Origin of the sequence: Paenarthrobacter sp. NPDC090520 (assembly GCF_044769205.1) — a bacterium.
Classification (GTDB): Bacteria; Actinomycetota; Actinomycetes; order Actinomycetales; family Micrococcaceae; genus Arthrobacter.
Map to the genome: position 1 here is coordinate 394258 of NZ_JBIVXM010000001.1, position 24302 is coordinate 418559.

The 24302-nt window shown below is 65.6% G+C and carries 24 protein-coding genes; 21 read left to right on the top strand and 3 right to left on the bottom strand.

The window, feature by feature from the left end; translation table 11 throughout:
* Positions 1-92: 92 nt before the first annotated feature.
* Genes murI through rdgB form a run of 4 tightly spaced genes read left to right on the top strand, consistent with a single transcriptional unit; the run spans position 93 to position 3338 of the window.
* On the top strand, positions 93-1088 hold the full coding sequence (gene murI / locus ACIQTZ_RS01910) for a glutamate racemase (RefSeq protein ID WP_402977019.1): 996 nt from the start codon (positions 93-95) through the stop codon (positions 1086-1088).
* Positions 1085-1882 (top strand): MBL fold metallo-hydrolase, encoded by a 798-nt coding sequence (locus ACIQTZ_RS01915; RefSeq protein ID WP_402977022.1) that lies wholly within the window; start codon positions 1085-1087, stop codon positions 1880-1882. Before murI ends, ACIQTZ_RS01915 begins: the two co-directional genes overlap by 4 nt.
* 41 nt (positions 1883-1923) lie before the next feature.
* Entirely contained in the window at positions 1924-2682 is a 759-nt protein-coding gene (rph, locus tag ACIQTZ_RS01920; protein WP_400330267.1) for a ribonuclease PH, read from the top strand.
* Positions 2679-3338 carry an RdgB/HAM1 family non-canonical purine NTP pyrophosphatase gene (gene rdgB / locus ACIQTZ_RS01925; RefSeq protein WP_402977025.1) on the top strand — a complete coding sequence of 220 codons (660 nt, stop codon included), beginning with the start codon at positions 2679-2681 and terminating at the stop codon, positions 3336-3338. The genes rph and rdgB overlap by 4 nt, the downstream gene beginning before the upstream one ends.
* A gap of 78 nt (positions 3339-3416) precedes the next feature.
* On the opposite strand, the gene ACIQTZ_RS01930 is transcribed toward rdgB, so the two are convergent.
* The gene (locus ACIQTZ_RS01930) at positions 3417-4181 is read right to left on the bottom strand and encodes a DedA family protein (protein WP_400330623.1); all 765 of its coding nucleotides are present in this window, start codon (positions 4179-4181) and stop codon (positions 3417-3419) included.
* 129 nt (positions 4182-4310) lie between these two features.
* Between ACIQTZ_RS01930 and ACIQTZ_RS01935 the strand changes: the two genes are divergently transcribed.
* From ACIQTZ_RS01935 to ACIQTZ_RS01955, 5 genes are all read left to right on the top strand, one after another.
* Entirely contained in the window at positions 4311-4712 is a 402-nt protein-coding gene (locus tag ACIQTZ_RS01935; protein ID WP_402977259.1) for a GntR family transcriptional regulator, read from the top strand.
* The gene (locus ACIQTZ_RS01940) at positions 4709-5647 is read left to right on the top strand and encodes an ABC transporter ATP-binding protein (RefSeq protein ID WP_402977028.1); all 939 of its coding nucleotides are present in this window, start codon (positions 4709-4711) and stop codon (positions 5645-5647) included. The genes ACIQTZ_RS01935 and ACIQTZ_RS01940 overlap by 4 nt, the downstream gene beginning before the upstream one ends.
* Positions 5644-6330, top strand: coding sequence for a hypothetical protein (locus ACIQTZ_RS01945; protein ID WP_400269015.1), 687 nt, complete (start codon positions 5644-5646; stop codon positions 6328-6330). Before ACIQTZ_RS01940 ends, ACIQTZ_RS01945 begins: the two co-directional genes overlap by 4 nt.
* A 112-nt stretch (positions 6331-6442) precedes the next feature.
* On the top strand, positions 6443-7462 hold the full coding sequence (locus ACIQTZ_RS01950) for an exonuclease domain-containing protein (protein ID WP_402977032.1): 1020 nt from the start codon (positions 6443-6445) through the stop codon (positions 7460-7462).
* Between the two features lie 66 nt (positions 7463-7528).
* Entirely contained in the window at positions 7529-8068 is a 540-nt protein-coding gene (locus ACIQTZ_RS01955; RefSeq protein ID WP_402977035.1) for a DUF4395 domain-containing protein, read from the top strand.
* Here ACIQTZ_RS01955 and ACIQTZ_RS01960 read toward each other — a convergent pair.
* Positions 8058-9113: an ADP-ribosylglycohydrolase family protein gene (locus ACIQTZ_RS01960; protein ID WP_402977038.1), complete on the bottom strand. Its 1056-nt coding sequence runs from the start codon at positions 9111-9113 to the stop codon at positions 8058-8060. The two genes, ACIQTZ_RS01955 and ACIQTZ_RS01960, sit on opposite strands and share 11 nt — an antisense overlap.
* An 80-nt stretch (positions 9114-9193) precedes the next feature.
* On the opposite strand from ACIQTZ_RS01960, the gene ACIQTZ_RS01965 reads away from it, so the two are divergent.
* The 6 genes from ACIQTZ_RS01965 (at position 9194) to ACIQTZ_RS01990 (ending at position 16650) form a co-directional block, all read left to right on the top strand.
* Positions 9194-9550 (top strand): YidH family protein, encoded by a 357-nt coding sequence (locus ACIQTZ_RS01965; protein WP_400330286.1) that lies wholly within the window; start codon positions 9194-9196, stop codon positions 9548-9550.
* A 25-nt stretch (positions 9551-9575) separates the two neighbouring features.
* The gene (locus ACIQTZ_RS01970) at positions 9576-9920 is read left to right on the top strand and encodes a DUF202 domain-containing protein (RefSeq protein ID WP_397322448.1); all 345 of its coding nucleotides are present in this window, start codon (positions 9576-9578) and stop codon (positions 9918-9920) included.
* 111 nt (positions 9921-10031) lie between these two features.
* Complete coding sequence (locus ACIQTZ_RS01975; RefSeq protein WP_402977261.1) at positions 10032-10937, top strand: MIP/aquaporin family protein; 906 nt, start codon at positions 10032-10034, stop codon at positions 10935-10937.
* Positions 10938-11005: 68 nt separating this feature from the next.
* The gene (locus tag ACIQTZ_RS01980; protein ID WP_402977041.1) at positions 11006-12181 is read left to right on the top strand and encodes an exonuclease SbcCD subunit D; all 1176 of its coding nucleotides are present in this window, start codon (positions 11006-11008) and stop codon (positions 12179-12181) included.
* On the top strand, positions 12178-15213 hold the full coding sequence (locus tag ACIQTZ_RS01985) for an AAA family ATPase (protein WP_402977044.1): 3036 nt from the start codon (positions 12178-12180) through the stop codon (positions 15211-15213). Before ACIQTZ_RS01980 ends, ACIQTZ_RS01985 begins: the two co-directional genes overlap by 4 nt.
* A gap of 87 nt (positions 15214-15300) precedes the next feature.
* The gene (locus tag ACIQTZ_RS01990; RefSeq protein ID WP_402977264.1) at positions 15301-16650 is read left to right on the top strand and encodes an MFS transporter; all 1350 of its coding nucleotides are present in this window, start codon (positions 15301-15303) and stop codon (positions 16648-16650) included.
* 1 nt (position 16651) lies between these two features.
* Here ACIQTZ_RS01990 and ACIQTZ_RS01995 read toward each other — a convergent pair whose 3' ends face one another.
* Entirely contained in the window at positions 16652-17263 is a 612-nt protein-coding gene (locus tag ACIQTZ_RS01995; protein ID WP_400330293.1) for a TetR/AcrR family transcriptional regulator, read from the bottom strand.
* A gap of 228 nt (positions 17264-17491) precedes the next feature.
* Here ACIQTZ_RS01995 and ACIQTZ_RS02000 point away from each other — a divergent pair, with 228 nt between their 5' ends.
* The 6 genes from ACIQTZ_RS02000 to ACIQTZ_RS02025 are packed head-to-tail and all read left to right on the top strand — an operon-like array spanning position 17492 to position 24293.
* Positions 17492-19219 carry an amidohydrolase gene (locus ACIQTZ_RS02000; RefSeq protein WP_402977048.1) on the top strand — a complete coding sequence of 576 codons (1728 nt, stop codon included), beginning with the start codon at positions 17492-17494 and terminating at the stop codon, positions 19217-19219.
* Between the two features lie 16 nt (positions 19220-19235).
* Positions 19236-20228 carry an ABC transporter substrate-binding protein gene (locus tag ACIQTZ_RS02005; RefSeq protein WP_402977051.1) on the top strand — a complete coding sequence of 331 codons (993 nt, stop codon included), beginning with the start codon at positions 19236-19238 and terminating at the stop codon, positions 20226-20228.
* 27 nt (positions 20229-20255) lie between these two features.
* Entirely contained in the window at positions 20256-21029 is a 774-nt protein-coding gene (locus tag ACIQTZ_RS02010) for an ABC transporter permease (RefSeq protein WP_400330300.1), read from the top strand.
* A complete protein-coding gene (locus tag ACIQTZ_RS02015) occupies positions 21029-21808 on the top strand; it encodes an ABC transporter permease (RefSeq protein WP_402977054.1) in 780 nt (259 codons plus the stop codon). The genes ACIQTZ_RS02010 and ACIQTZ_RS02015 overlap by 1 nt, the downstream gene beginning before the upstream one ends.
* Positions 21805-22686: an ABC transporter ATP-binding protein gene (locus ACIQTZ_RS02020; RefSeq protein WP_402977057.1), complete on the top strand. Its 882-nt coding sequence runs from the start codon at positions 21805-21807 to the stop codon at positions 22684-22686. The genes ACIQTZ_RS02015 and ACIQTZ_RS02020 overlap by 4 nt, the downstream gene beginning before the upstream one ends.
* The gene (locus ACIQTZ_RS02025; protein WP_402977060.1) at positions 22683-24293 is read left to right on the top strand and encodes a sulfatase-like hydrolase/transferase; all 1611 of its coding nucleotides are present in this window, start codon (positions 22683-22685) and stop codon (positions 24291-24293) included. The genes ACIQTZ_RS02020 and ACIQTZ_RS02025 overlap by 4 nt, the downstream gene beginning before the upstream one ends.
* Positions 24294-24302: the final 9 nt, after the last annotated feature.

Genomic DNA, 24302 nt, shown 5'->3' on the forward strand with positions numbered 1-24302 from the left:
GCCGTTGCCCCGCACCGTGTGACAAATCAGACACGATGGGGGAGACGCAGCTAATGGCCGCAACCCAAGGGAAGCCTTATTCTCGAATAATCATGACAACAGCCACGGCCAACTCAACAGGCGTCTCCAATGAGCTCATGGGCGCGCGTCCGATTGGGGTCTTCGATTCCGGAGTGGGGGGCCTCACTGTTGCCCGGTCCATCATCGACCAACTCCCCAACGAGTCCATCCTCTACGTGGGTGACACCGCCAACGGCCCCTACGGACCCCTCCCGATCGCCGAAGTGCGGGCCAACGCGCTGGGCGTCATGGACGAATTGGTTGATTCGGGCGTCAAGCTCCTCACCATCGCGTGCAACTCGGCCTCAGCGGCCGTTTTGCGGGACGCCCGCGAACGCTACACTGCCCGGTACGGCATTCCCGTGATCGAAGTGATCCAGCCCGCCGTCCGCCGCGCTGTGTCCGCCACAAGGTCCGGCCGCATCGGCGTCATTGGAACCTCGGCAACGGTCGGATCGCGTGCCTACGAGGACACATTTGCCGCGGCTCCGGACCTCGCCATCACGTCCGTGGCCTGCCCCGCCTTCGTGAACTTCGTCGAAGCCGGCATTACCACCGGTCCGGACCTCCTGGCCGCGGCCAACGAATACCTGGAACCGCTCAAGCATGCGGGTGTGGACACCGTGGTGCTGGGCTGCACGCACTACCCGCTGCTCACCGGGGTCATCTCCTTCGTCATGGGCGAGGACGTCACGCTGGTATCCAGTGCCGAGGAAACTGCCAAGGACGTTTACCGAGCCCTGGCCAACGGGGGCATCCAGCGCACGGATACGTCGGCCCCCAGCCACGAGTTCATCGCCACCGGCGACGCCGCACAGTTTGAAACCCTTGCCCGCCGCTTCCTGGGGCCGGAAGTCCTGTCCGTGAAGCACGTGGACCACGTTTCGGCACAGTATCCCACCGGCAGCCTCGCCCGGATCACCCCGGAGATGCTGGCGGCCGCCCGTGCCGGCGGAGGCCTTTCCCGCCGTTCCTATTTCGTCCAACCGGAGGCCGGCACGCGGTCAGATGCGGAGCGTGGGCTGTGAAGCTGACCATCGTGGGTTGTACTGGCTCTTTTCCCGGTCCAGGCTCCCCGGCGTCGTGCTATCTGGTGACCGCGCACGATGGTGAGCGCGAGTGGAAGATCGTGATGGACCTCGGCAGCGGCGCCCTCGGGGCCATCCAGCGCTACACGGACCTTGAAGACATCGACGCGATCTTCCTCACGCACCTGCACCCGGACCATTGCATGGACCTGTGCGGCCTCCATGTTGCTGTCCGCTGGAAGCCCGGCGGGTGGGGCCGCGACCGGCTCCCGGTGTGGGGTCCCGCGGCAACGGCGGACAGGATGGCCACCGCCTACGGCCTGGATCTGGACCCGGGCATGCACGAGGAATTCGACTTCACCAACTGGGCGGAGCAGAAGCCCGTCACTGTGGGGCCGTTCACAGTGACCCCGTATGGCGTCAACCACCCGGTGGAAGAGGCCTACGCCTTGCGCGTCACGGCCACGGAGCCCGGCAAGGACGGGACACCCGTGACCCGCGTCCTGACCTATTCCGGTGACACGGACTCGTGCCAGGGACTCGAAGACGCTGCCAAGGGTGCCGACCTGTTCCTGTGTGAAGCAGCTTTTGAGGAAGGCCGCGACGACGCCATCAAGGACGTTCACCTGACCGGCAAGCGCGCGGGCGAGGCGGCCACAAATGCGGGAGCCAAACGGCTGCTCCTGACGCACATCCCGGTATGGACCTCTCAGACCAAGGTGATGTCCGAGGCGAAGCCCGTCTTCGACGGCGACGTGGCCGTGGCGGTCGCCGGAGTCCACTACACGATATAGCCCTGGGACGGACAAGCGGTGTTCCTCGATAAGCTGGGGGCATGACTTCAGAAGCAACCGCAACACCCGTGATCCGCGCCGACGGCCGCACCCCCGATCAACTGAGGCCCATCAGCATCACCCGCGGCTGGTCCAAGCAGGCCGAAGGGTCGGCCCTCATCGAGTTCGGCAACACCCGGGTCCTGTGCACCGCTTCCCTGACCGAGGGCGTTCCGCGGTGGCTCAAAGGCGAAGGCCGAGGCTGGGTCACAGCCGAGTACGCCATGCTTCCCCGCGCCACCAACACCCGCTCCGACCGCGAATCCGTCAAGGGCAAGATCGGCGGACGCACGCATGAGATTTCCCGCCTGATCGGCCGTTCGCTGCGTTCCATCATCGACACCAAAGCACTCGGCGAGAACACGATCGTCCTGGACTGCGACGTGCTGCAGGCCGACGGCGGTACGCGCACCGCTGCCATCACCGGCGCCTACGTGGCGCTCGCCGAGGCGATTCGCTTCGCCCGGGAGAACAAGCTGATTTCCCGTAACGCGGAGCCGCTGGTGGATACCATCGCCGCGGTTTCCGTTGGCATCATTGACGGCGTTCCCATGCTGGACCTGCCGTACGTCGAGGACGTGCGGGCGGAGACGGACATGAACGTGGTGGTGACGGGTTCGGGCAAGTTCGTGGAGGTCCAGGGCACGGCCGAAGGCGCTCCCTTCGACCGCGACGAACTCAACGCGCTGCTGGATTTGGCGCTCCTCGGCACGGGCCAATTGGCAGCCATCCAGCGCGAGACACTGGCGGAGGCTCCGTGAGCGGCGGCGCTGCCGGCGTGACACCGCGCCTGGTTCTCGCTACGCACAACAAGGGCAAGTTGAAGGAGCTTCGGGAACTGCTCCGCGGCCAGGTTCCAGGACTCGACGTCGACACCCAGGTGGTGGACGCTGCTGCGGCAGGTGCCCCGGATGTTGCGGAGACCGGAGTGACGTTCGCCGAGAACTCGCTCCTGAAGGCACGCGCCGTTGCGGAGGCAACCGGGCTGATTGCGATTGCAGATGATTCCGGACTGGCCGTGGACGTCCTTGGTGGCGCTCCCGGCATCTTTTCCGCCCGCTGGTCCGGACGGCATGGCGATGACGAGGCGAACCTGCAGTTGTTGCTGGCGCAGCTTTCCGACGTTCCGGATGCCTCGCGCGGAGCTGCCTTCGTGTGTGCTGCTGCCTTGGCAGTTCCCGGCGACGGCGGCATTGCACGGGAAACGGTGGAGTACGGCGAGCTTGAAGGAACCCTGTTGCGCGAGCCGCGCGGTGAAGGCGGCTTCGGGTACGACCCCATCCTGCAGCCCAAGGGTATGGACCGCAGCTGCGCCGAGCTCAGTTTCGAGGAAAAGAACGCGATCAGCCACCGCGGCCAGGCCTTCCGTGCCTTGCTTCCGGCAGTCGTCGCGGCTCTCTCCGAGGCCGCTGCCTAGGGCCGGACAAGCAGGCAAGGAAAAGGCGCCCCACGTGATCACGCGGGGCGCCTTTTCCTTGCCTGGATAAGCGGGAACTCAGTGTTCGCCGTGCTTTTCCGTTTCATGTTCGTCGATGAATTCTTCCACCGGGTCCGTGCCCTGGGCGGCTGCTTTCCGCTTGGCTGCCATGCCGCGGAGCACCTCGATGCCCACCGGGACCACGGAGATCAGGACGATCACAATGAAGATGATGTCCAGGTTGTCGCGGACCCACGGAACGCGGTCGCCCAGGAGGTAGCCCAGGAGCGTCACGCCGCCACCCCAGAGGACGGCCCCAATGACGTTGAAGAGGAAGAACTTCCGCTTGTCCATCTGCGCCACGCCGACAATCACGGGGACAAACGTGCGGATGATGGGAACGAAGCGGGCCAGGATCAGGGCCTTGCCTCCGTGCTTCTCGAAGAAAGCGTGGGCACTTTCAACGTTTTCCTTCTTGAAGAGCTTGGAATCGGGCCTGTTGAAGATGGCCGGGCCGGCCTTGGAGCCGATGAGATAGCCCGTCTGGTTGCCGATGATGGCCGCAATGATGATGAGTCCTGCGAGGCCCCAGACGTTGAACTTGATGGTGTCCGTGGCCACGAGGAGTCCGGCCGTGAAAAGCATGGAGTCGCCCGGGAGGAAGAAGCCCACCAACAGGCCTGTTTCGGCAAAGACGATGCCGCAGACCAGCAGGACCACCCACGGCGCCAAGGCGGGGTCGGCGAGGAAGATCTGGGGGTTCAGCCAGTCAGGCAGGAACGAGGCCATGGGCGGCCGCACCGGTCCCGCGCCCCCAAAGGTGGATACGGCAAAGTCGCTCATCGCAGAAAGGATCACCCGTTAAGCCTACTGGACCGCCGCCGTCGGAAATCCTGGGAAAAACCTTGACGCGGTGTTGATTGCTTGTATGGTTAGTTACATGAGTAATGAACCAGTGAGGCGGTGGTGCTCATGATCGACGACGGCAAGCCGATCTTCATGCAGATTGCCGAGCTCATCGAGAACGGCATCGTGGACGGCAGCATGCCTGAGGAGTCACAGGTGCCTTCCACCAACGAGTTCGCCGCTTTCCACCGGATCAACCCGGCTACCGCGGCCAAAGGGGTAAATGTCCTGGTGGATTCCGGGATTCTCTACAAACGCAGGGGGATAGGCATGTTTGTTGCCACCGGAGCGCGCGCCCACGTGGTGGCCCGCCGCACCGAGGAATTTTTTGAGCAGTACGTCAGGCCGCTGACGGCGGAGGCCCGAAAGCTGGGTATCTCCGCGCAGCAGCTCAACAGCATGATCGAACGCGGCGTGGACCTCGCTCCTGACGCCGGAACCGACAAGGAAAGGAGCGCGGCCCTGTGAACGAGATCGTCGTAGAGGCCCGTAACCTGAACAAGCGCTACAAAGACCTCAACGCCCTGGACAACGTGGACCTGAAACTGACGTCCAATCGCATCTACGGCCTGTTGGGCCGCAATGGCGCCGGCAAGACCACCCTGATGTCCATCCTGACTGCCCAGGCTTTCGCCACCTCCGGAGAAGCCCTGGTGTTCGGTGCCAGTGCCTACGAGAACGATGCCGTCCTTTCCCGGCTCTGCTTCATCCGGGAGTCGCAGAAGTACCCTGACGACTTCCAGCCGCGGCATGCCTTCCGCTCGGCGGCGCTGTTCTACAAGAACTGGGACCAGGACTTTGCCGACCGCCTGGCCGAGGACTTCCAACTGCCCGTCAAGCGGCGCATCAAGAAGCTGTCCCGTGGCCAGTTGTCCGCCGTAGGGGTCATCATCGGCCTTGCCTCGCGCGCGGAACTGACGTTCTTCGACGAACCCTACCTGGGGCTCGACGCCGTGGCGCGGCAACTCTTCTACGACCGCCTCGTGGAGGACTACGCGGAGTATCCGCGCACCATCATCCTGTCCTCCCACCTGATCGATGAGGTGGCCAACCTTCTGGAACACGTCGTGGTGATCGACCGTGGCCGGATCATCATGGACGCTGACGCCGAAGACATCCGCGGCTCGGCGGTCACCGTGTCGGGTTCCGCGGACAAGGTTGATTCCTTCCTTGCCGGACGCCGGATCCTCCACCGCGAGACCCTCGGTTCCCTGGCCTCGGTCACGGTGGACGAAGCATTGGATGCACGCGAACGGGCAGAAGCCCAGGAGCTCGGGCTGGAACTGGCGCCGGTCTCCCTGCAGCAACTCGTGGTCCGGAAGACCATGGCCGGCGCAGGCCCATCCGGCGCCGTGCCCAGCACCACAGATTTCGCCGATGGCAGCATGGAGGCAACACGATGAGCCGGGCAATTGCAGTGGCCAGGATGCAACTGATCAACAAATGGACATTCATTGGGTGGCCACTGACCATCCTCGGCGCCTCGTTCCTGATGTCCCTCGCGATCTTCGCCCTGATTCCGGTCAATGAAGGCAAGTACGGCGGCGGCAGCCAGGCGCCCTTGTGGTACTTCCTGGTCCTGGGGATCCAGAGCCTCACCCTGGTGTTTCCTTTCTCCCAGGGCCTGAGCATCAGCCGGCGGGCGTTCTACCTCGGCTCCCTTGGCCTGTTCTCGCTGATCGCCCTCGGCATGACCGTCCTCTACCTGGTGGGCGGGATCATCGAGAAGGCCACCAACGGCTGGGGCGTCTACGGCTTCTTCTTCTCCATTCCGTGGGTCACCGACGGGCCATGGTATTCAACGGCTGCGTTCTTCTTCGTGGTGATGATGTTCATGTTCATCATCGGTTTCTGGTTCGCCACGATCTTCAAGCGCTGGGGAACCACGGGAGTGCTGGTGTCCACCCTCGGTTCGGTGGTGGTCCTGATCGGCATCGCCGCGCTCTCCACCCTCCTTGAGTGGTGGGGCAGCATCGGCGGGTGGTTCGCGCAACAGACTCCACTGAGCCTCAGTGGCTGGGCTGCCCTCCTGTGCGTAGTGCTCGCCGCGGGTTCATACTCCACGCTGCGGCACGCTACCCCCTGACGCTCGGCTGGCGACGTCCGCCATGTAGCGTTCGCCACACTCATGGCCGAAAGGGCCGCCCCCGCCGGGTCACACGGCAAGGGGCGGCTCTTTCCGCCTGTACCCTTGACCAGTGGCATTGGACTTTACGGCGATCGACTTTGAAACGGCCAACGGCTTCAGGGGGTCGCCCTGCTCGGTGGGACTGAGTAAAGTCCGCAACGGTGTGGTGGTGGAAGAGGCCTCCTGGCTCATGCGCCCCCCGGAAAACCACGACCATTTCGAATTCCACAACACCCGCATCCACGGCATCCGTGCCGAAGACGTTGCCGGCAAGCCGCGGTTCGGTGAGCTGTTCCCCGAAATTGGCGCGTTCATTGGGAATGATGTCCTCGCCGCCCACAACGCCGCCTTCGATTTGGGCGTCATCCGTTCGGGGCTGGAAGTCTCGGGCCTGCCCGGCCCGGCCTACGAGTACGTGTGTACCGTCATGTTGTCCCGCCGCTGCTACTCGCTGGTGTCCAACTCGCTGCCCTACGCTGCGGAAGAGGCCGGAGTGCCGCTGGTCAACCACCACGACGCCACGGAGGACGCCCGCGCCTGTGCCGGAATCCTGATCGATATTGCCCGGCGCAACAATGCCAACAGCATTGCCGAGCTGTACTTGTCGCTGGGGCTTGCCGTGCCCAGGCAGCCGGCTTTCGATCCCGCCCAGAGCCTGTCCAAGGCCACCGTGGCCGCGCTTGCGGCAAAGGTGGCGGCGCCTGGAGCCATGAGCCCCGCGGAACAAACACTGGGTGGGGCGGTTGTCCGGGGCTGGTCTGCATGGCCGGAGGAGGGCCCCAACCCGCTGCCCAATCCCAGCGCCGAGCCGGGGCATCCGCTGTTCGGTCAGACCGTGGTGTTCACCGGAGACCTTGCCATGACCAGGCCCGAGGCCAAGTCACGGGCCGCGGACATGGGTGCCCGTCCCGAAAGCCGGGTGACGGCCCGTACCACGGTCCTGGTGGTGGGAGACGGATTCGACGCCGGCGACCTGCGGGCAGGGCGCCTGACCGGCAAGGCCAAACGGGTGCTGGAACTGCATGCCAAGGGCCAGCAGATCGAAGTGGTGTCCGAAGGCGAATTCCTCCAGATGGTGGGCGGCCGCTAGCTCGCCGGGGGTCATAGTGCGCAACAATGCTTCCGGCTGCGCCAAGCCCGCTCCTAGCCTTGGGGCATGACCAAGGAACAGTCCACGGGCATCGACTGGCGGTCCGTCTTCGCTTTCCCGAACCCCGTCAACGAGTACGCGGCCAGGATAACTGCCGGGCTGGTGGTGGTGCTCGCCGTGGTGACCTTGCTCACCGGCTCGGGCCTGGGACTGGTGGCTTTGGCCATCGGCTTTTGGCTTCGCGTGCTCTTCGGCCCGAGGATTTCCCCTTTCGCCCTCCTGTCCGTCAAGGTCCTGGCCCCGCGCATAGGCCATGCCAAGCTCGTGGCGGGTCCACCCAAGCGTTTCGCCCAAGGGATGGGCGCCGCCTTGACGAGTGCCGCCGTCGTGCTTTTCTTCGTTGGCCTTCCCCTGGGAGCCTGGATCCTGCTGGGCTTGCTGATCGTGGCGGCGTCGCTGGAATCGTTCGCGGGGTTTTGCCTGGGATGTGTGATTTTTGGTTTCCTGCAGAACCGCGGGCTGATCCCCGAAGACGTGTGCGAGGCGTGCAACAACATCAGCCTCCGCCAGCCGCAGGACAACGGTAGCCGCAGCGTTAGCCGGTAGTCACTGCCAGGAGGCGGTTGGCCATGCCACGGATGACCTCTGGTGCTTCCAGCGCTTCCATCCAGTCTGCCGGGAGGCACTCCTCGCCATAGAGGGCGCCAAGGATGTTCCCTGCGATGGACCCCGTGGAGTCGCTGTCGCCGCTGTGGTTGATGGCAACGGCGATGGCCGCGCTGAAATGCTCCGCCGGCGTGCCGCCCGAGGTCGAGAGTACCGAGTAAAGCCCGACGGCGAGGGCTTCTTCGGCGACCCAGCCCTCACCCAGCGCCGTGGTCAACTCTTCGGGACCGAGGGTGGTGCCTTCGGCGGACAGCCGCAGTGCTTCGGTGATCCGCCCGCCCAACTCGGGAGCCGTCGCCGGGAGGGCGTCGACGTACTCCAACGCCGCCGTGGTGGCCGTGCGCACACTGCTGCCGGCCACGATGTGGTGGATCAGGAGGCTGAACGCGGCAGCCCCCAACCGGGCCGCAGGGTGCCCGTGCGTCAGGGAGGCGGCGTCCATGCTGAGCTTGGCCACGGCCTCGGGAGAGATGTGCGGGATCAAGCCGAAGGGGGCTGAACGCATCACCGTGCCACAGCCCTTGGAATCGGCGTTGACCGGCCTGGCTGCCGTTCCCATTTCCCCGGAAGCGAGGCCACTCAGGCAGGCGTTGCCGGGTGCCCGGCGGTGCTTCAGGACTTCCTGTCCATCGATCCACCGGGGTTGGGGGACCGGCGCGGCCGGGGAGGCCGCAACATCCTGGGTGGCCAGCCAGCGCAGGTACGCCAGCCAGAGGCACGCGATCTCGTCGGCGGCCACGCCGTCGTTGGCCCATTCGAGCGCTTCCACCAGGCCATCCACGGTGTAGAGGGTCATTTGGGTGTCGTCCGAAAAGTGGCTGCCGCCGTCGAGCTGGTTAAAAGAGGTGAGGCCCGCATCGCCGAACCTGGCGCGGATGGCGCGTATGGCGTCGAACTCCACGGCGTATCCGAGGGAATCGCCCAAAGCGCCTCCCAACAAGGTGGCGTGGACGCGGGATTCGAAGGAGGGGGCTTCAACACTCATGCCAGTAACTTACCGTGCCCGCCAAGCGCCGCTGATATGGTGGGGAAGCTGTGCAGGCCTAGGGAAGCTGGAGAAAGAACGTGCGTGAACCCGCTTGGCGACGGACCGGCAAAACGCCTGACTACAGATTCTCCCTTGCCAACGAGCGCACGTTCCTTGCCTGGATCAGGACCTCCCTGGCCCTGCTCGCCGGCGCCGTGGCGATCGACCAGCTTGCCCCGAACATTGCCCCGCAGCCCGTCCGCCTGGTCCTCTGCGTGGTGTTGTCCGTCATCGGTGCCGGGCTCGCCATCCTCTCCTACCGCCGCTGGGGCCAGATGGAAGCGGCCATGCGCAACGACCAGGCGCTGCCGTTCTCACGCGTGATGCTCTTCATGACGATCGTGGTTGCCGTGGCCGCCTTCGCCTTTGCCGTCTTGATCCTGGTTGCCCGGTGATTGCTGCTGCTCCCAGGGTGCAGTGGTGAGCCTGGAAACCCGCGATCCCGGCCTGCAGCCGGAACGTACCACCCTGGCATGGCGCCGAACGCTCATTTCGCTGGTGGTGGTGGACCTGTTCATCTGGCGCCGGTGGTTGTCCGCGGCGCCGGGTCCGCATGTTCCTGGAGTCCCGGGGCTTGATTACGAGGGTATTTGTGCGCTGATGGCCGCCGCTGCGACCATCGTCTGGGGGTGTGCGGTGTGGATCCGCTCACGGGAGTTGCACGCCGGCAACACCGCCCCGCCCGCGTGGTTGATGCTGCTCAGTACCGCCGCCGTGGTGGGACTCGGCGCTTCGGCCATCGCGGCCATCGCCTTGGGCGGGTAGGCTCAAAACGGCGCCATGGCCCGGACCACCCAGCCGGGATCCAGCATCTCCCCAGACTTCATTGGCAAGATACTCAAGGTTTTTGCCCCCAACCGTAAGGAATCCTTCGCCATGTCCTCCTCCGTCCCGGCCCCCGCAGAGCATTCACCCGGATTGATTGCCCGGCTGGGTGCAGAAGCCCTGGGAAGCCTGTTCCTGGTGCTCGTGGCGGCCGGCGTAAAGATCTTCCTGAACCCGCAGTCCGGGCCCATGCCGGCCAGCTTGGCTACGGGCCTCGCGGTCGCAGCCGCGATGATTGCCTTCGGTTATGTTTCGGGCGGGCATTTCAACCCCGCCATCACCTTGGGAAACCTCATCGCCGGACGCATCCGCGCCGTCGCGGCCCTTGCCTATGTGGTGGCCCAGGTGGTGGGAGCCGTGATCGGTGCCGCACTGGTCTACTTCGTGGTGTTGGCTACCCCCGTCCTGTCCGATCCCCGGGCGGCCCTTGGAACGGTTGCCGCAGGCTTCGGCGAGCACTCCGCTGCGCAGACGCAGTTGGCGGGCGTGCTGCTGGTGGAGGTCATCGGTTCGGCTCTCCTGGTGGGCGTTTTCCTGGGCGCCACCGCAGGACGCCGGGCGGTTCCGGCGCTTGCCCCGTTCGCCGTGGGCCTCGCCACTGCCGTGTTGCTGCAGTTCGGCGAGGTTGTAGGCAACCTCCCGTTCAACCCGGCCCGCGCCACCGGCCAGGCGTTCTTCAGCCCGTCCTGGGCCCTTGAGGGCCTGTGGCTCTTCTGGGTGGCCCCGCTGCTCGGTGCCGCGCTTGCAGGCTTCGTCTTCCGTGGCTTCAGTGACGCCGCCGCAACCAAGCCGGCCGTGGATGAGGCACCGGAGGCGCAAGACGGTGACGATGACCTGGGCGTCGAGGAACCTGCAACTCCCGTGGCTGCGCCCTCTGACGTTCCGGCCAAGCCGGCAGGCGCGTCGCAGTCCACGGACGACGCCCGCGATTTCTTCGACGGCAGGAAAGGCCACTAACAGGACGGGTTCGACGGCGGGCGGCCAGCCTTCGCTTTATTGTCGGTGCCCACCGTTAGCTTGAAAATATGCGGTTACTTCATACCTCGGACTGGCATCTCGGGCGGTCCTTCCACGGTGTCGGCATGCTTGAGTCCCAGCGCAGCTTCGTGGACCGACTGGTGGCCTATGTGGCGGCGGAGTCAGTGGACGTCGTGTTGATTGCCGGTGACGTCTACGATCGCGCCTTGCCCGGGCTTGATGTGGTGACCTTGTTGGACGAAGCTTTGGTCCGGATCACGGGGGCCGGCGCCAGCGTGGTGCTGACAAGCGGCAACCATGACTCCGCCATCCGGCTCGGTTTCGCTTCCCGTTTGCTGGAACGCGGGGGAGTGCATTTGAGGACGCGCATCGAGGACCTGGACACTCCAGTGGTGCTGCCCGGCGGTCCAGGCGGAGAAGGGGAGGGGATCGTCGCCCTGTACGGCATCCCGTATCTCGAGCCGCGACTGGTGGCCGAACGCCTCGGCGTTGAAGATGCCAACCACGTCGACGTCACCAAGGCTGCAACGGACCGGATCCGCCAGGATGTTGCGCGGCGTCGGAAGGCCGGCCCCGTGTTTCCTGTGGTTCTGGCGCACACCTTTGCCAGCGGGGGCATTACCTCGGACAGTGAACGGGACCTCAGCATCGGTGGTCTCGGAGCCGTGCCGTTGGACCTGTTCGAGGACTTTGGGTACACCGCGCTGGGCCATTTGCACGGCCGGCAGGAGCTGGCGCCGCATGTGCGCTACTCCGGCTCTCCGTTGGCATATTCGTTTTCCGAGGCCACGCACCGGAAGGGCGCCTGGCTTGTTGACGTGGATGCCGGTGGCCTTGTGGGTGTCCGGGAGGTGGTCTGGGACGCTCCACGGACCCTGGCCGTCCTTCGCGGAACGCTGGCCGAACTGCTCGAGTCGCCGGACCACCAGTGGGCCGAAGAGGCGTTCTGCCAGATCACCCTGACCGACGCCCAGCGTCCGGTCCAAGCCATGGAGCAGCTCCGCGCACGCTTCCCGGACACGCTGGTCCTGGCCTTTGATCCCCAGGGCGTGGAGGCAACTGCCGAGGTCACCTACAGCAGCCGTTTGGCCGCTGCGGAGGACGATCTTGGCGTCTGCTGCGGTTTCCTGGAGCACGTCCGCGGCCACGGTCCCGGGACCGTCGAGGACGCGGCCTTGCGGGAAGCGCTTGAAGCTGTGCGAGTGGAGGAGGCAGAACTGTGAGAATCCACCGCCTGGAGATTGAAGCCTTCGGACCATTCGCCGAACCCCAGCGCATCGATTTCGATCATTTGGGTGCCCAAGGACTGTTCCTGCTCAACGGCGCCACAGGTGCGGGCAAGACCAGCATTCTGGATGCCATTTGCTTCGCCCTGTACGGTTCGGTGCCCGGCGCCCGCCAGGAAGGCAAACGGCTCCGTAGCGATCACGCTGCTCCGGCGGCGGAGCCACGGGTAGTCTGCGAGTTCACCGCACGTGGGCGTCGGTTCGAAGTAACCCGTTCGCCCTCGTGGGACCGGCCCAGCGCGCGCGGCCGCAACGGCTACACGACGCAACAGGCGAAGACCCTCCTCCGGGAGCGCACAGGCGGAGCGTGGCAGGAAAAGTCCTCCCGCAATGATGAAGTGGGCGCCGAGCTCTCCGACGTACTGGGCATGGACAGGGAACAGTTCACCCGGGTAGTGATGCTTCCCCAAGGGGACTTCGCTGCTTTCCTCCGTTCCAAGGCCTCGGACCGCCTGGACCTGCTGCAAAAGCTTTTTGGCACGGAGCGTTTCGAAGCCGTCGAAAAGCAGCTTGCCCGCATGGCTGCCGAGGCTGCCAAGGCCGTTGAGGACAATACGGCGGACTTGAAACTGCTGCTCGGCAGGGCCGCCGCCGAACGCGAAGCGCTTGGTTTGGAGCAGGACGTTCCGGAAGGAACCGGTGCCGCAGCGTCCCCGGCGGATTCCCTGGCTGACACCTCTCCCGAGGCATGGCTCGGTGCCTTCGGCACCAAAGCCGCCGCAGAACGGGACCGCCGCGAGCTCCAAGCCGACGCAGCCGAAGCCCATGCGGCCCGATTGACGGAGAAGCTCCACGAGGACCAGGACAAGGCCCGGCGCCACGGAAGGCTGGCCGCGGCCATGCAACGACGCGTCTTGCTGGAGCTTGCAGCGCCCAGGGCGCTGGAAGACAAGGAACGACTCGGCAGGCACCGCCGGGCTGCGGTCCTCAAGGGTCAGCTCGACGCTGCGGAAAACGCCGACCGCGCCTGCCTGGCGGCCAGCGCCAGGTCCGATGAAATCCACGGACTGCTCCAGGAAGCGGGCCTCGCCGAGGAAATCCCCGAGGTCGCCCTCGAATCGACCAAGACCACCATTGCCCTGGTGGAGGCCCGAGTGTCCGATGAACAGCGCATGGAGGCCATCGCCGGAAGGATAGAAGCCAAACACGCCGAACGGACCACGTCCGACGCCGCGGCCGCACAAGCGCAGGAAGCGCTGAAGGCCCTGGCGATCCAGGAGTCCGCGGTTCTTGCGGACATCGCCCGGCTGGAGCCCGTGGCCGCGAAGGCCGGTGACGCGGACCGCGCGGCCGCTGCTGCCATGGAAGTGCTGGACGTGGTGGACCGCTATGCCCGGGCAACAGCGGAACGTGATGCTGCCGAAGGACGGCACGCCCAAGCACGGACGGTATCGCAGGATCTCCGTCAAGGATGGCTGGACCTCCGGGAGGCCCGGCTGGCCAACGCAGCGGGCGAACTCGCCGCAGCCCTGGTGGACGGGGAGGCCTGCGCGGTGTGCGGCAGCGCGGAACACCCCCATCCTGCCTCGGCTGCGCAGTCAGCCCTGTCCCTCGCCCAGGACGAGGACGAGTCCCGCAAACGCTTCGAGGCCAGCGAGAAGGTCCTTACCCGGCTGGCCTCCGAGTTGTCTTCCACTGAGCAGGAGCTTGCCGCATTGGCCGCCCGGGGTGGAGCCGTGGATGCCGCTGAAGCAGCATCCCTTGCCCAGTCGGCCAAGGCAGAAGCATCAGCCACGCGGGACGCTGCCCAGCAGTTGGAGTCCCTGAAGGACCAGCTGGAGCAATTGCACCGCCGGGCGGATGCGCACCGCCAAGAACATGGCTCATCAGTGGCAGCCGCTGAGCAGGCTGCCTCGCTTGCCGGGCTCCTCCAGGAACAGCACACGGCCATCCAGACTGAATTGGCGGGCCTCAAACAAGGCTTTCCGAGCCTGCAGGCCCGGCTTGAGGCCCTGACGGAACAACGGAGCCTCCTGCAGTCGGCGGTGGCCGCCGGGCAGGAAGTGGAACAGGCACAGCGCGCCAGCGCCGACGCCCTCGCCGCCCTGGACAAGGCTTTGCCCGAGGCCGGGTTCGGCTCAGCGGACGACGCCCGGCGGGAACTGCTCACGCCATCCGACGTCCTTGCCCTCGAAACGGCGCTCTCCGATTTCGAGAATGAAACCGCCCGCCTGGAGGAATTGTTCGCGGCGGAGGACCTTGTCCTGGCAGGCAAGGAGGCAAGTATTGGCGAATTGCCCCAAGCGGAGGAGGAGCTTGCCGGTGCCGCCCGGGAAGCCGCGGAGGCGGCCACAACCGCCAGGGAGCTTGCCTTGTCAGCCCGGCTCGCGGGGAAGGCCGTGCAGACCCTCGGGCGGATCAGCGACGAGTACCGGCAACTGACCCTCACCGGACAGGAGCCCCGTGAACGCGCCCGCCTGCTGGCGGGCTTGGCGGACACGCTGCGTGGCGCCGGGGAGAATACCTACCGCATGAGCTTGAACAGCTACGTGCTGGCCGCCCGCCTGGAGCAAGTGGCCCTTGCGGCATCGGAGCGCCTGGTGACCATGAGCGATGGCCGGTACACCCTCCACCACACCGATGCCAGGGCCGCCCGCAACCAAAAGTCCGGGCTGGGCTTGGAAGTGGTGGACGAGTGGACCGGCCAACGACGCGATACGTCCACGTTGTCCGGGGGCGAATCCTTCATGGCTTCCCTGTCCCTGGCACTGGGTCTGGCCGATGTGGTGCAGCAGGAAGCCGGGGGAGTGGACATTGAGACGCTCTTCGTGGACGAGGGCTTCGGAAGCCTGGACGAGCAGGCACTGGAGCAGGTGATGGATGCGCTGGAGGGACTGCGTGACGGCGGCAGGGTGGTGGGCCTGGTCAGCCACGTCGCGGACATGAAGCAGCGGATCACCAGCCAACTCCACGTAGTCAAAGGCCGGCACGGCTCCACCGTGAAGATCGTCGAGGCCATGCCCGTCTGAGGCAGTATCCGATAGACTTGATTCGTTACACCGGGTCGCGCGCATCGGGAGGAGGGACGATGCGCAAACTTTAGCGAACCCGGAATGATGGAAAAATCTTCTTTGGCCTCCCAGCCGATGCCCGCTCCACACACCACGCCCACACCACGGCCTTCCCGCTTGCCCGGCCGTTTCGCCCGGCTGCCCGAGCTCGCAGGCCCCGGGTTCCTGCCGCTTGGCCTCTTTGCGAGGCTGCCCCTGGCGATGCTGACGGTGGGTACCCTGACGCTGGTCACGGCGGTGAGCCACTCCTATGCCATTGGCGGCATGGCTGCGGGAGCGGTGGGGATTGGCTCCGCCATAGGAGCCCCCGTGCTGGGTACCCTCGCTGACCGGGCAGGCCAGCGAACCGTGTTGCTTGTTGCCGCCGTGATCAACACCCTGGCGGTTGCAGGACTCCTGGGCGCCGCCTACCTCACTCCCGCCTACGCCTCACCGATGGATGCCCTGGCTGTGCTGGTGACGGCCTTCCTTGCCGGTGCGAGCTGTCCCCAGGTGGGTCCCATGGCACGTGTGCGGTGGATGGCCCTCACGACGCGCAACCTCTCCGCGCCGGTTACCGGCCACCGAAGCGTCGCTGCCAACCGCGCGGATCTGGACACCGCACTGTCCTATGAAGGAACCGCCGACGAAATCACCTTTGTCCTGGGGCCGGCGCTCGTGGGTCTCCTCGCGAGCTTGGTGGCTCCGTGGTTGCCGCTGGCACTTGCGGCCATCATGACCATCACCCTGGTCCCGGCGTTTGCCGTCCACCCCAGCCACCAAGCCGTGCTCCCGCATCCACGGAAGCCGGGTTCCGGCGTCGTAAGTTCCGAACGGCAGAACCGAGGCCGGCGGGCCACGGCCGTGGTGGCGGTTCCGGTACTGGCCATGGTGTGCATGGGCACGTTCTTCGGGGCAACCCAGAACGGTTTGAGCGCCTTCGGGGCGGAGTTTGCCACGGCGGAGGTCGCCGGACTCCTGTATGCCGTGATGGGTCTCAGTTCCGCCGTGGCCGCGTTGTCCGTGGCCTTCTGGCCTCAGCGTTTCGGACTCCCCGCGCGGTGGGTGGCTGCCGCGTTGGCGATGTCTGCGCTGTCAGTCCTGCTGCTTCTGCCCGCGGGAATGTGGTCGATGGTCGTGGTGCTGCTGGTGCTCGGCATTCCGGTGGGGCCGGTGATGGTGACCGTCTTCAGCATTGGTGGACTGGTTGCGCCGCACGGCCGCATGGCCACGGTGATGACGGCCCTTGCGAGCGGCATCGTGGCCGGAACAGCCTTGGGCGCCTACCTGGGTGGGCAGTTGGCCCAGGACCAGGGACCGGGGGGAGCGTTCCTGGTGTCCATGGCCGCGGCACTGGGGTTGCTGGTGCTGGGGCTGGTGACGTGGCTGGTCCTGCGCCGCAAGAGCGCAGCCTGACTCAGCTGTAGTCCAGGCCGGCCGCCAACGACCGCGCCATGAGTTCCACCAGCCGCAGCGATCGGTCCTCATCGGGGTCCGCCAGGTGTTGCATGCTGATGCCGTCGATGCCTGAGATGAACAACCGGGTGACGTCTTCCAGGTTGTGGGGGAGCGGCTCGCCGGACGCCTGCGCTGCGTTGCGGAACAGTTCCAGGGTGGAGTTGACCCAGCCGTCGTACATTGAACGGTTCATGAGCAGTGCCTGGGGCTGGTCTACAGCCTCTACGCGGTACCGCCTGAGGAGCAGTTCGAAGGTAGTCACCTGCTCATGCGGGTTTTCCAGCATGCGGCTCCAGATGCGCCTGGCATGGGCGGCGATCATGGGGCGCAGTCCCAGGCCGGGGTCTGCCACGGGTTCCAGGGCCTTGGCGTAGTCCCTGCTCAGGAAGTTGTAGACCTCTTCGAGGAGTTCGTCCTTGTTGCGGAAGCAATAGTGGAGCGCTGCCAGTGGGGCATCTGCCTCACTGGCAATCCGCCGCGTGGTCGCTGACGCGAGCCCGTCCTGGGCGATGACCCGTGCCGCTGCCTCCACGAACTGCAGTCGCCGTTCCTCGGCGGGAACCCTGGCCATGCTCGGCCCCTCTCCTCATGTTCTGACCGGTCATGCCAACAGCCGGTCCCATCGATCCTAGGCGGTGTCCGCCCGGGCCCGCTTTCGGCGCCGCCGGGGAGGGTGGAAATGACCTCCAAAAGAAACTTTAGCCGAAAACCTAGTCAAATGACCTAGTCAAGCGACATACTTCTTTCAGGAACGTTGCCTGCATCACATTTCGTGGCTGCAGAAACCTGAGGAGACCCGATGCAAGAATTCGCCGATCTGGTGATCATCAATGCGGAGGTCCACACCATGGACCCCAGCGATCCCGGAAGCCTGACCGACTCTGTTGCCGTCAGAAACGGCCTGGTGGCCGCGCTGGGACGCGAAGACGTCGATGCCATGACCGGTCCTGGCACGGTGACGGTCGATGCTGCCGGCGGCGCAGTGATTCCCGGCATCAACGACGCACACCTCCACTTCGTCTCCGCGGCCATGGCCTCCTATGGTTATGTCCGCCTGGACGCAACGGCGGCACCCGACTGGTCCGCCGTCGTCAAGGTCATCGAGTCTGCACCCGTGGGTGCCGACGGCTGGATCCGCGCCCACGGGTGGGATGAAGTGGCGCTGGGACCCGCCGTCGGGCAGTTGCTTGAATCCCGGCCCGGGACGCCCGTGGTGGCGTTCGACCAAACCGGCCACCAACTGCTGGCCAACCGCGAAGCGATGCAGTTAGCCGGAGTCACCGCCGCCACTGCGGACGTCGACGGCGGCGTGGTGGTGCGCGGTCGGGACGGTACCCCCACCGGACTGTTTCAGGACGGGGCCATGGAACTCATCTCCCGCGCCCTGCCACCTGTTCCCGAGGAAACCCTCCGGCCCGCGTTGCTGCGCCTGCAGGAACACCTGCACTCCCTGGGCATTACGTCCCTCACTGATCCCGGCCTCGGTCCCGCCAGTGCCGGACTCATGGACGGGGCCGGCTCGACGGCGGCCCTCGGCTTGCTGGGCGACCTAGCCGGGGAGGACCTGCTCACTTTGCGGATCAACGTCCTCATGCTGTTCGCGGGGACGGGCGGTGCTACCGCCCACGCGGTGGAAGAGGGCTTGGGCAGCGGCCTGGCCGATGCCTACTCGGCCAGGGGAATCGACCCCCGCCAGTTGCGGATAGCCGGCGTCAAAGTCTTCGCCGACGGTATTCCGCGCAGCGGCACGGCCTGGATGACAGAACCCTACGGAAAGGCCTGCACACACGGACGCCTGGTGATCCAGGGCGGCACTGACGCCGAGAGGGTGGCCGAACTCCACCGGATCCTGCGGCTGATCGACACGGCAGGCCTTCAAGCCGGTATCCATGCCACGGGCGACGCCGCTACCGGCGCCGCAGTGGAAGCCATCCTCGCTGCAGGAAACCGTGCCGGGGGTGCCAGGCACTACGTCATCCACGGGTCCTTCAGCGACTCCGGCATCCTCTCCACCATGGCGGACAACGGCATTGGCTACAGCACCAACCCGCTGATCCGATCCGAGGCGGGGGACATCATGCGCACCGTCCTGGGCGAGGAGCGCTTTACCCGCCACCAACCCCTCCGCTCTGCCCTCCATGCCGGCGTGCAGTTCAACCTGGCCTCGGATGCGCCCGTGACCAGCCCCGACTGGCGGCGCACCATCTTGGCCGCCGTTCGAAGGGGAACGGCGTCCACCCCCGGCGATCCTGCCGACCCCGAACGGATCAGCGGACTGCAGGCCCTTGCCTCCATGACCGGCAAAGCGGCCTGGCAGGACCACGCAGAACATTTCAAAGGCTCGCTGTTGCCGGGAATGGCGGCAGACCTTTGCCTCTTGTCCCGTCCCTGGCCGGAGGACGAGGAGATCGAAGCGCTCCTCCACTCCGGGACCAGGCTCACCGTGGCGGGCGGGCGCATCGTTCACCAGTCCACCACTTCAGACACCGGTTCTGAGCAATTCTCCAGTTCTTCCAACCGTTCGTAACCCAAGGAGCATCCCCATGAAACGCACTCTTCCGTTGGCTTTGGCCGCCCTGCTCTCCATGTCCCTGGCTGCCTGTGGCACCACGTCCGGTCCGTCGGCAACCGCTGCGGCCGATGGCACTACCACGCTCAAGGTGGGGACCATCGGCATTGGTTCCGACGCCGGGATCAAGCTCGCCATCGACAAGGGCTACTTCAAGGAACAGGGGCTCAACGTGGAGCTCTCTGTCATTGCCAACCCACCCGCCGGCATCGCTGCTGCCCAAAGCGGCCAGCTCGTCCTCACCTACACGCCGTCAATCCCGATGCTCAACGCCCTGAGCCAGAATGTGCCCCTCAAGGTGGTGGCTGCCGCCGATGGATACAAGGACGGAGCCAGCGAGGGCGCCGAGCTGAACCGGGTGGATGACACCGGTCTCCTGGTCCAGAAGGCCTCCGGTATTTCCCGGCCCAAGGACCTGGAAGGCAAGAACGTCAGCGTTCCGGCCCGCAAGGCGCAGCTTGAGGTCACGGTCAGCAAGCTCATCAAGGACGACGGCGGCGACCCCGCCAAAGTGAACTGGATGGTCCTTGATCCTTCCTCCGCGCTTCAGTCCCTGAACTCCGGCCGGGTTGACGCAGCCTCGCTCGTGGCGCCCTTTACGTCCAAGGCCGTCTCCGAGGGCAACCGCCTCCTGGCCTCGCCCGGCGTCAAGTTCTTCGAGGAAGGGGCAATCGGCCTCTGGGTTTCCGGGGCGAACACCGTCAAGGGCAAGCAAAAAGCCCTGGAAGGCTTCAAGGCCGCCATCTACAAGGCCAACGCCTACGCCAACGGCCACACGGACGAAGCCCAGCAGCTCAGCGCAGAGATCACCAAGACTCCCTTGGACGTGGTGAAGTCCGGTGCCGTCAACTACTGGCCGGAAGAGGTTCGCATTGAGGACATCGAGCGTGCCAACACCAACCTTGCCGACCTCGGCTTCCTCAATGCCCCGGTAAAGCTGCCGGGCGACCTCATCTTTGGTAAGTAGGTCCGGCGTGGCAACGGGAGACTCACCATGAAAACGTCAATGCGCCCCTTGGCCTACAGCGCGGCCGGTATTGCCGCAGCGTTGGTTGTGTGGCAAGTCCTGGCAACGGCCAAGGTGGCCGGCAGCGCTTTGCCGCAGGCCACGACGGTCTTCGGAATGCTGGCAGGGATACTCGGCACGGGAACCTTCTGGTCCGCCCTTGGATCAACGGTGGGGATAGCACTCTTCGCCCTTGCCGTCTCAGCCGTAGCAGGCGTCATCCTCGGACTGCTCGTGGGTAGTTTCGAGACCATCCGCTACGCCACCCTGGCGGTCCTTGAGTTCCTCAAGCCCGTGCCACCGATCGTGGTCCTGCCGCTGGCTGTGCTGGTCCTGGGCCCCACAGCCCAAATGTCCCTGTTCCTGGTGGTGTTCGGCTGCTTCCTGCCGATCGTCATGCAGACCGTCGATGGGGTGCAGGGCACCGATCCGGTGGCCCGCGATACTGCCCGCAGCTACGGAATGTCCGGAACCGAAATTCTTTTCCGCGTGGTCCTGCCCAGCGCCTTGCCCTATATAGGAACGGCCATGCGCGTGGCGGCTCCCGCAGCCCTGGTGGTCACGGTGGTCGCAGGGCTTCTTGGCGGCGGCCCGGGACTGGGCCAGAGCATCTACCAGGCCCAGGCCGCCGGGGACTACGCCACGTTGTACGCGCTGGTGATCGTCCTGGGCATCCTCGGCTTGTTGTTCCAAGGTGCCACCAGGCTGGCGGAACGCCGGGTCCTGCACTGGCATGAGTCCTACCGGGAAGTGGTGCCCTGATGAAATCCCTGACGCTTCGAAACTGGTTGATCGGAGCGGGCACTCCGGTGCTCCTGCTGCTGGCATGGTGGTTCTTGTCGGCCGGCTCGATCGACCCGTTCTTTCCGCCCCTGCAGGACATCCTGGTGCGGTTCCAGCAATTGTGGCTCTTCGACCACTTCCAGTCGGATGTCCTGCTGAGCCTGGGCAACCTCTTTATCGGTTTCCTGATTGCAGCCGCAGGCGGGGTTGCCTTGGGATTTGCCACGGCGCTGGTCCCGCAGGTGCGCTGGATGGTGGATCCCCTGATCCACTTCCTCCGGGGCATCCCGCCCGTCGCCCTGGTACCGATTTTCATTTCGCTGATCGGCTTCGGTACCCAGATGCGCGTCACCAGCATCGCGTTGGCCGCACTGTTCCCCACCATGATCGCCACTGTGGACGGCCTCCGTGGAGTGGGGAGCGACCTGAAGGATGTGGCCCGCGTCTACAGGTTGACCCGCAAGGAGCGACTGGTCAACGTCCTCCTGCCCGCAGCCGCGCCGCAGATCTTCTCCGGACTCCAGGTGAGCCTGCAAGTGGCGTTCATCGTCATGATCGCCAGCGAAATGCTGGGCAGCTCCCAAGGCATCGGTGCCATGACCCTCCTCGCCCAGCAAAGCTTCATGACCGCCGATATGTGGGCCGGAATCCTGCTCCTTGGCGTTATCGGGTTCCTGGTCAATGTGGTGTTTGCGCTCATCAAGCGCCGGGTCCTGTCCTGGTACATCGGTTCCCGGGCCATGGCGCGTGCCGCATGAGCAACCGGCAGTCACTTACGCTTCCCCTCCAGAACAGAAAGTCAGCCATGCAGCAGCAACCAGAAGCCACCCGGCAGCCAGAAGCCAGCCAGCAGCAGAATGCTTCTGCTGTACCGCGGCTGGATGTTTCCCACCTCGCCAAAACCTACGGCAGCGGCGAGAAGGCCCGCACGGTCATCGAAGACCTCACCTTCACGGTGGATGCCGGCGAGATCGTCTGCATCGTCGGTCCCTCGGGCGTCGGCAAAACAACGCTGCTCAAGTGCCTGGCCGGCCTCCACCCTGCCAGCAGCGGCCGCGCCGCCATCGACGGGCGGACCATTGACGGACCACCGCCGGAGATGGCACTGGTGTTCCAGGACTACAACCGCTCGCTGATGCCATGGTTGACCGTCCGCAAGAACATCGTGCTGCCGCTGAAGCACCTCAAATTGCCCGCAGCGGAACTGAAGGAGCGCTGCGACAGTGCGCTGGCCGCCGTCGGGCTTTCCCATGCCCACAACCAGTACCCGTGGCAGCTGTCCGGTGGCATGCAGCAGCGCGTGGCGATTGCCAGGGCCCTGGCTTACCGCCCGGAAATCCTCATCATGGATGAACCGTTCGCCTCGGTTGACGCGCAAACCAGGTTCGACCTGGAAGACCTGTGCCTGAAAATCCGGCGCGACTTCGGGATGACCATCCTGGTGGTCACACACGACATCGACGAGGCCGTGTACTTGGCCGACCGCGTAGTGGTCCTCGGATCCCGTCCGGCGCGGGTGCATAAAATTGTCGACGTCGACCTGCCGGCTCCGCGGGACCAGATCACCACGCGCTCGCTGCCGGCGTTTGCCCAGCAGCGCACCGAGGTGCTGTCCATGATCAAGAGGCCCGCATGAGCGCCGCCACGCCCGAGGGAACGCGGCGCCGCCCCAACGTGCTGTTCTTCATCGCGGACCAGCTCAGGGCGGACCACCTCGGCTTCGGCGGAAACGGCACGGTCCGAACGCCCAACCTTGATGCGCTCGCAGCCAAGAGCATGGTGTTCACCCATGCCACAGTGGCCAACCCCACGTGCATGCCCAACCGGGCCAGCCTCATGACCGGGCGCTGGCCATCGGCCCACGGAACCCGCTGCAACGGCATTACCCTGGACCCCCTGACGCAAACTGTGCCGGGGTCCCTGGCCTCTGGCGGATACCGGACCATCGGCGTCGGCAAACTGCACCACCAGAACATGGGCTGGGAGTTTGAACCGCACCAGGCGGAGGAAATCCGCCGGACGGATCCGTTGCTCCTGGACAAGGCGGTGGGCGACGCCCACACCCGCAACATGGCGCCGGGCTGGGACCACTGGGAGAACCGCGCAGCCCATGATGAGCGCTTCATCGCGCTGCCCGCCGACTACTACGGATATCAGCATGTTGACCTGGTGATCGGCCATGGCGACCGTCCGGGTGGCCATTACGTGCACTGGGCCCGCGAGCGTGGTGTGGACCCGGAGGCTCTGGGCGGGCCGGAACAGTCCGCCAGCACCTTCACCGGCTGGGACCAGGTGTACCAAACGGCCATCCCGGCCGAAGCCCATCCCACAAGCTACGTCAGCGAGAAGGCCATTGAGCACCTCAAAGACGCTGCCGGCCAGGACCAGCCCTTCTTCATGTTCGTTTCCTTTCCGGACCCGCACCACCCGTTCTCTCCGCCGGCGGGGTACTCGGACCTGTACGATCCCGACGACGTGCCGTTGCCCTTGGGCTTCGATCAGGACCACGCGCGCTCACCGGACCATGTCCGGACCATGATCGAACACCGGGGCACGCCGAATCCCGATCCCACCATGACCTGGGCCGCCACTGCCGAACAGTACAGGCACGCCGCGGCCGCCCAGTACGGCCTGATCACCATGATGGACGAGCACATTGGCCGGATCCTGGACGAACTCGAACGGCAGGGCCTGGCGGAGGACACGGTCATCGTCTTCACGAGCGACCACGGCGATCTGTTCGGCGACCACGGGCTGATGCTGAAGCACTTTGTCCACTTCCGGGCAGTGACCAATGTTCCCCTGGTGGTACACGTTCCAGGAGGTGCCACCGGACGCACGGACGCCCTGGTTTCCAGTACGGACCTTGCACCCACCCTGCTCGAACTCGCGGGGTCAACGGGCTTCCGGGGGATTCAGGGCAGGTCCCTGGTGCCCTTGCTGAACGGCAGCCTCCACCGGCACCGGAACGCTTTGCTGGTGGAGGAAGAGCAGCCCTTCGGCCTGGAGGGATTGCCGGGCCCGGTGCGGATGCGGACAGTGATCACCGAACAGGGCCGCCTCACGCGCTACTTCGGCACGGACGTGGTGGAACTCTACGATCACCATTCCGATCCCGGTGAGCTGGTGAACCTCGCCGGTGATCCTTCCGCTGCGGAGTTGGAGGCCCGGCTGCTGAAAATCATGGTGGAGGAGATGGCGGCACTGGCCGATGAGGGGACGGCGCCTACCGCAGCTGCCTAGCGGGAAACC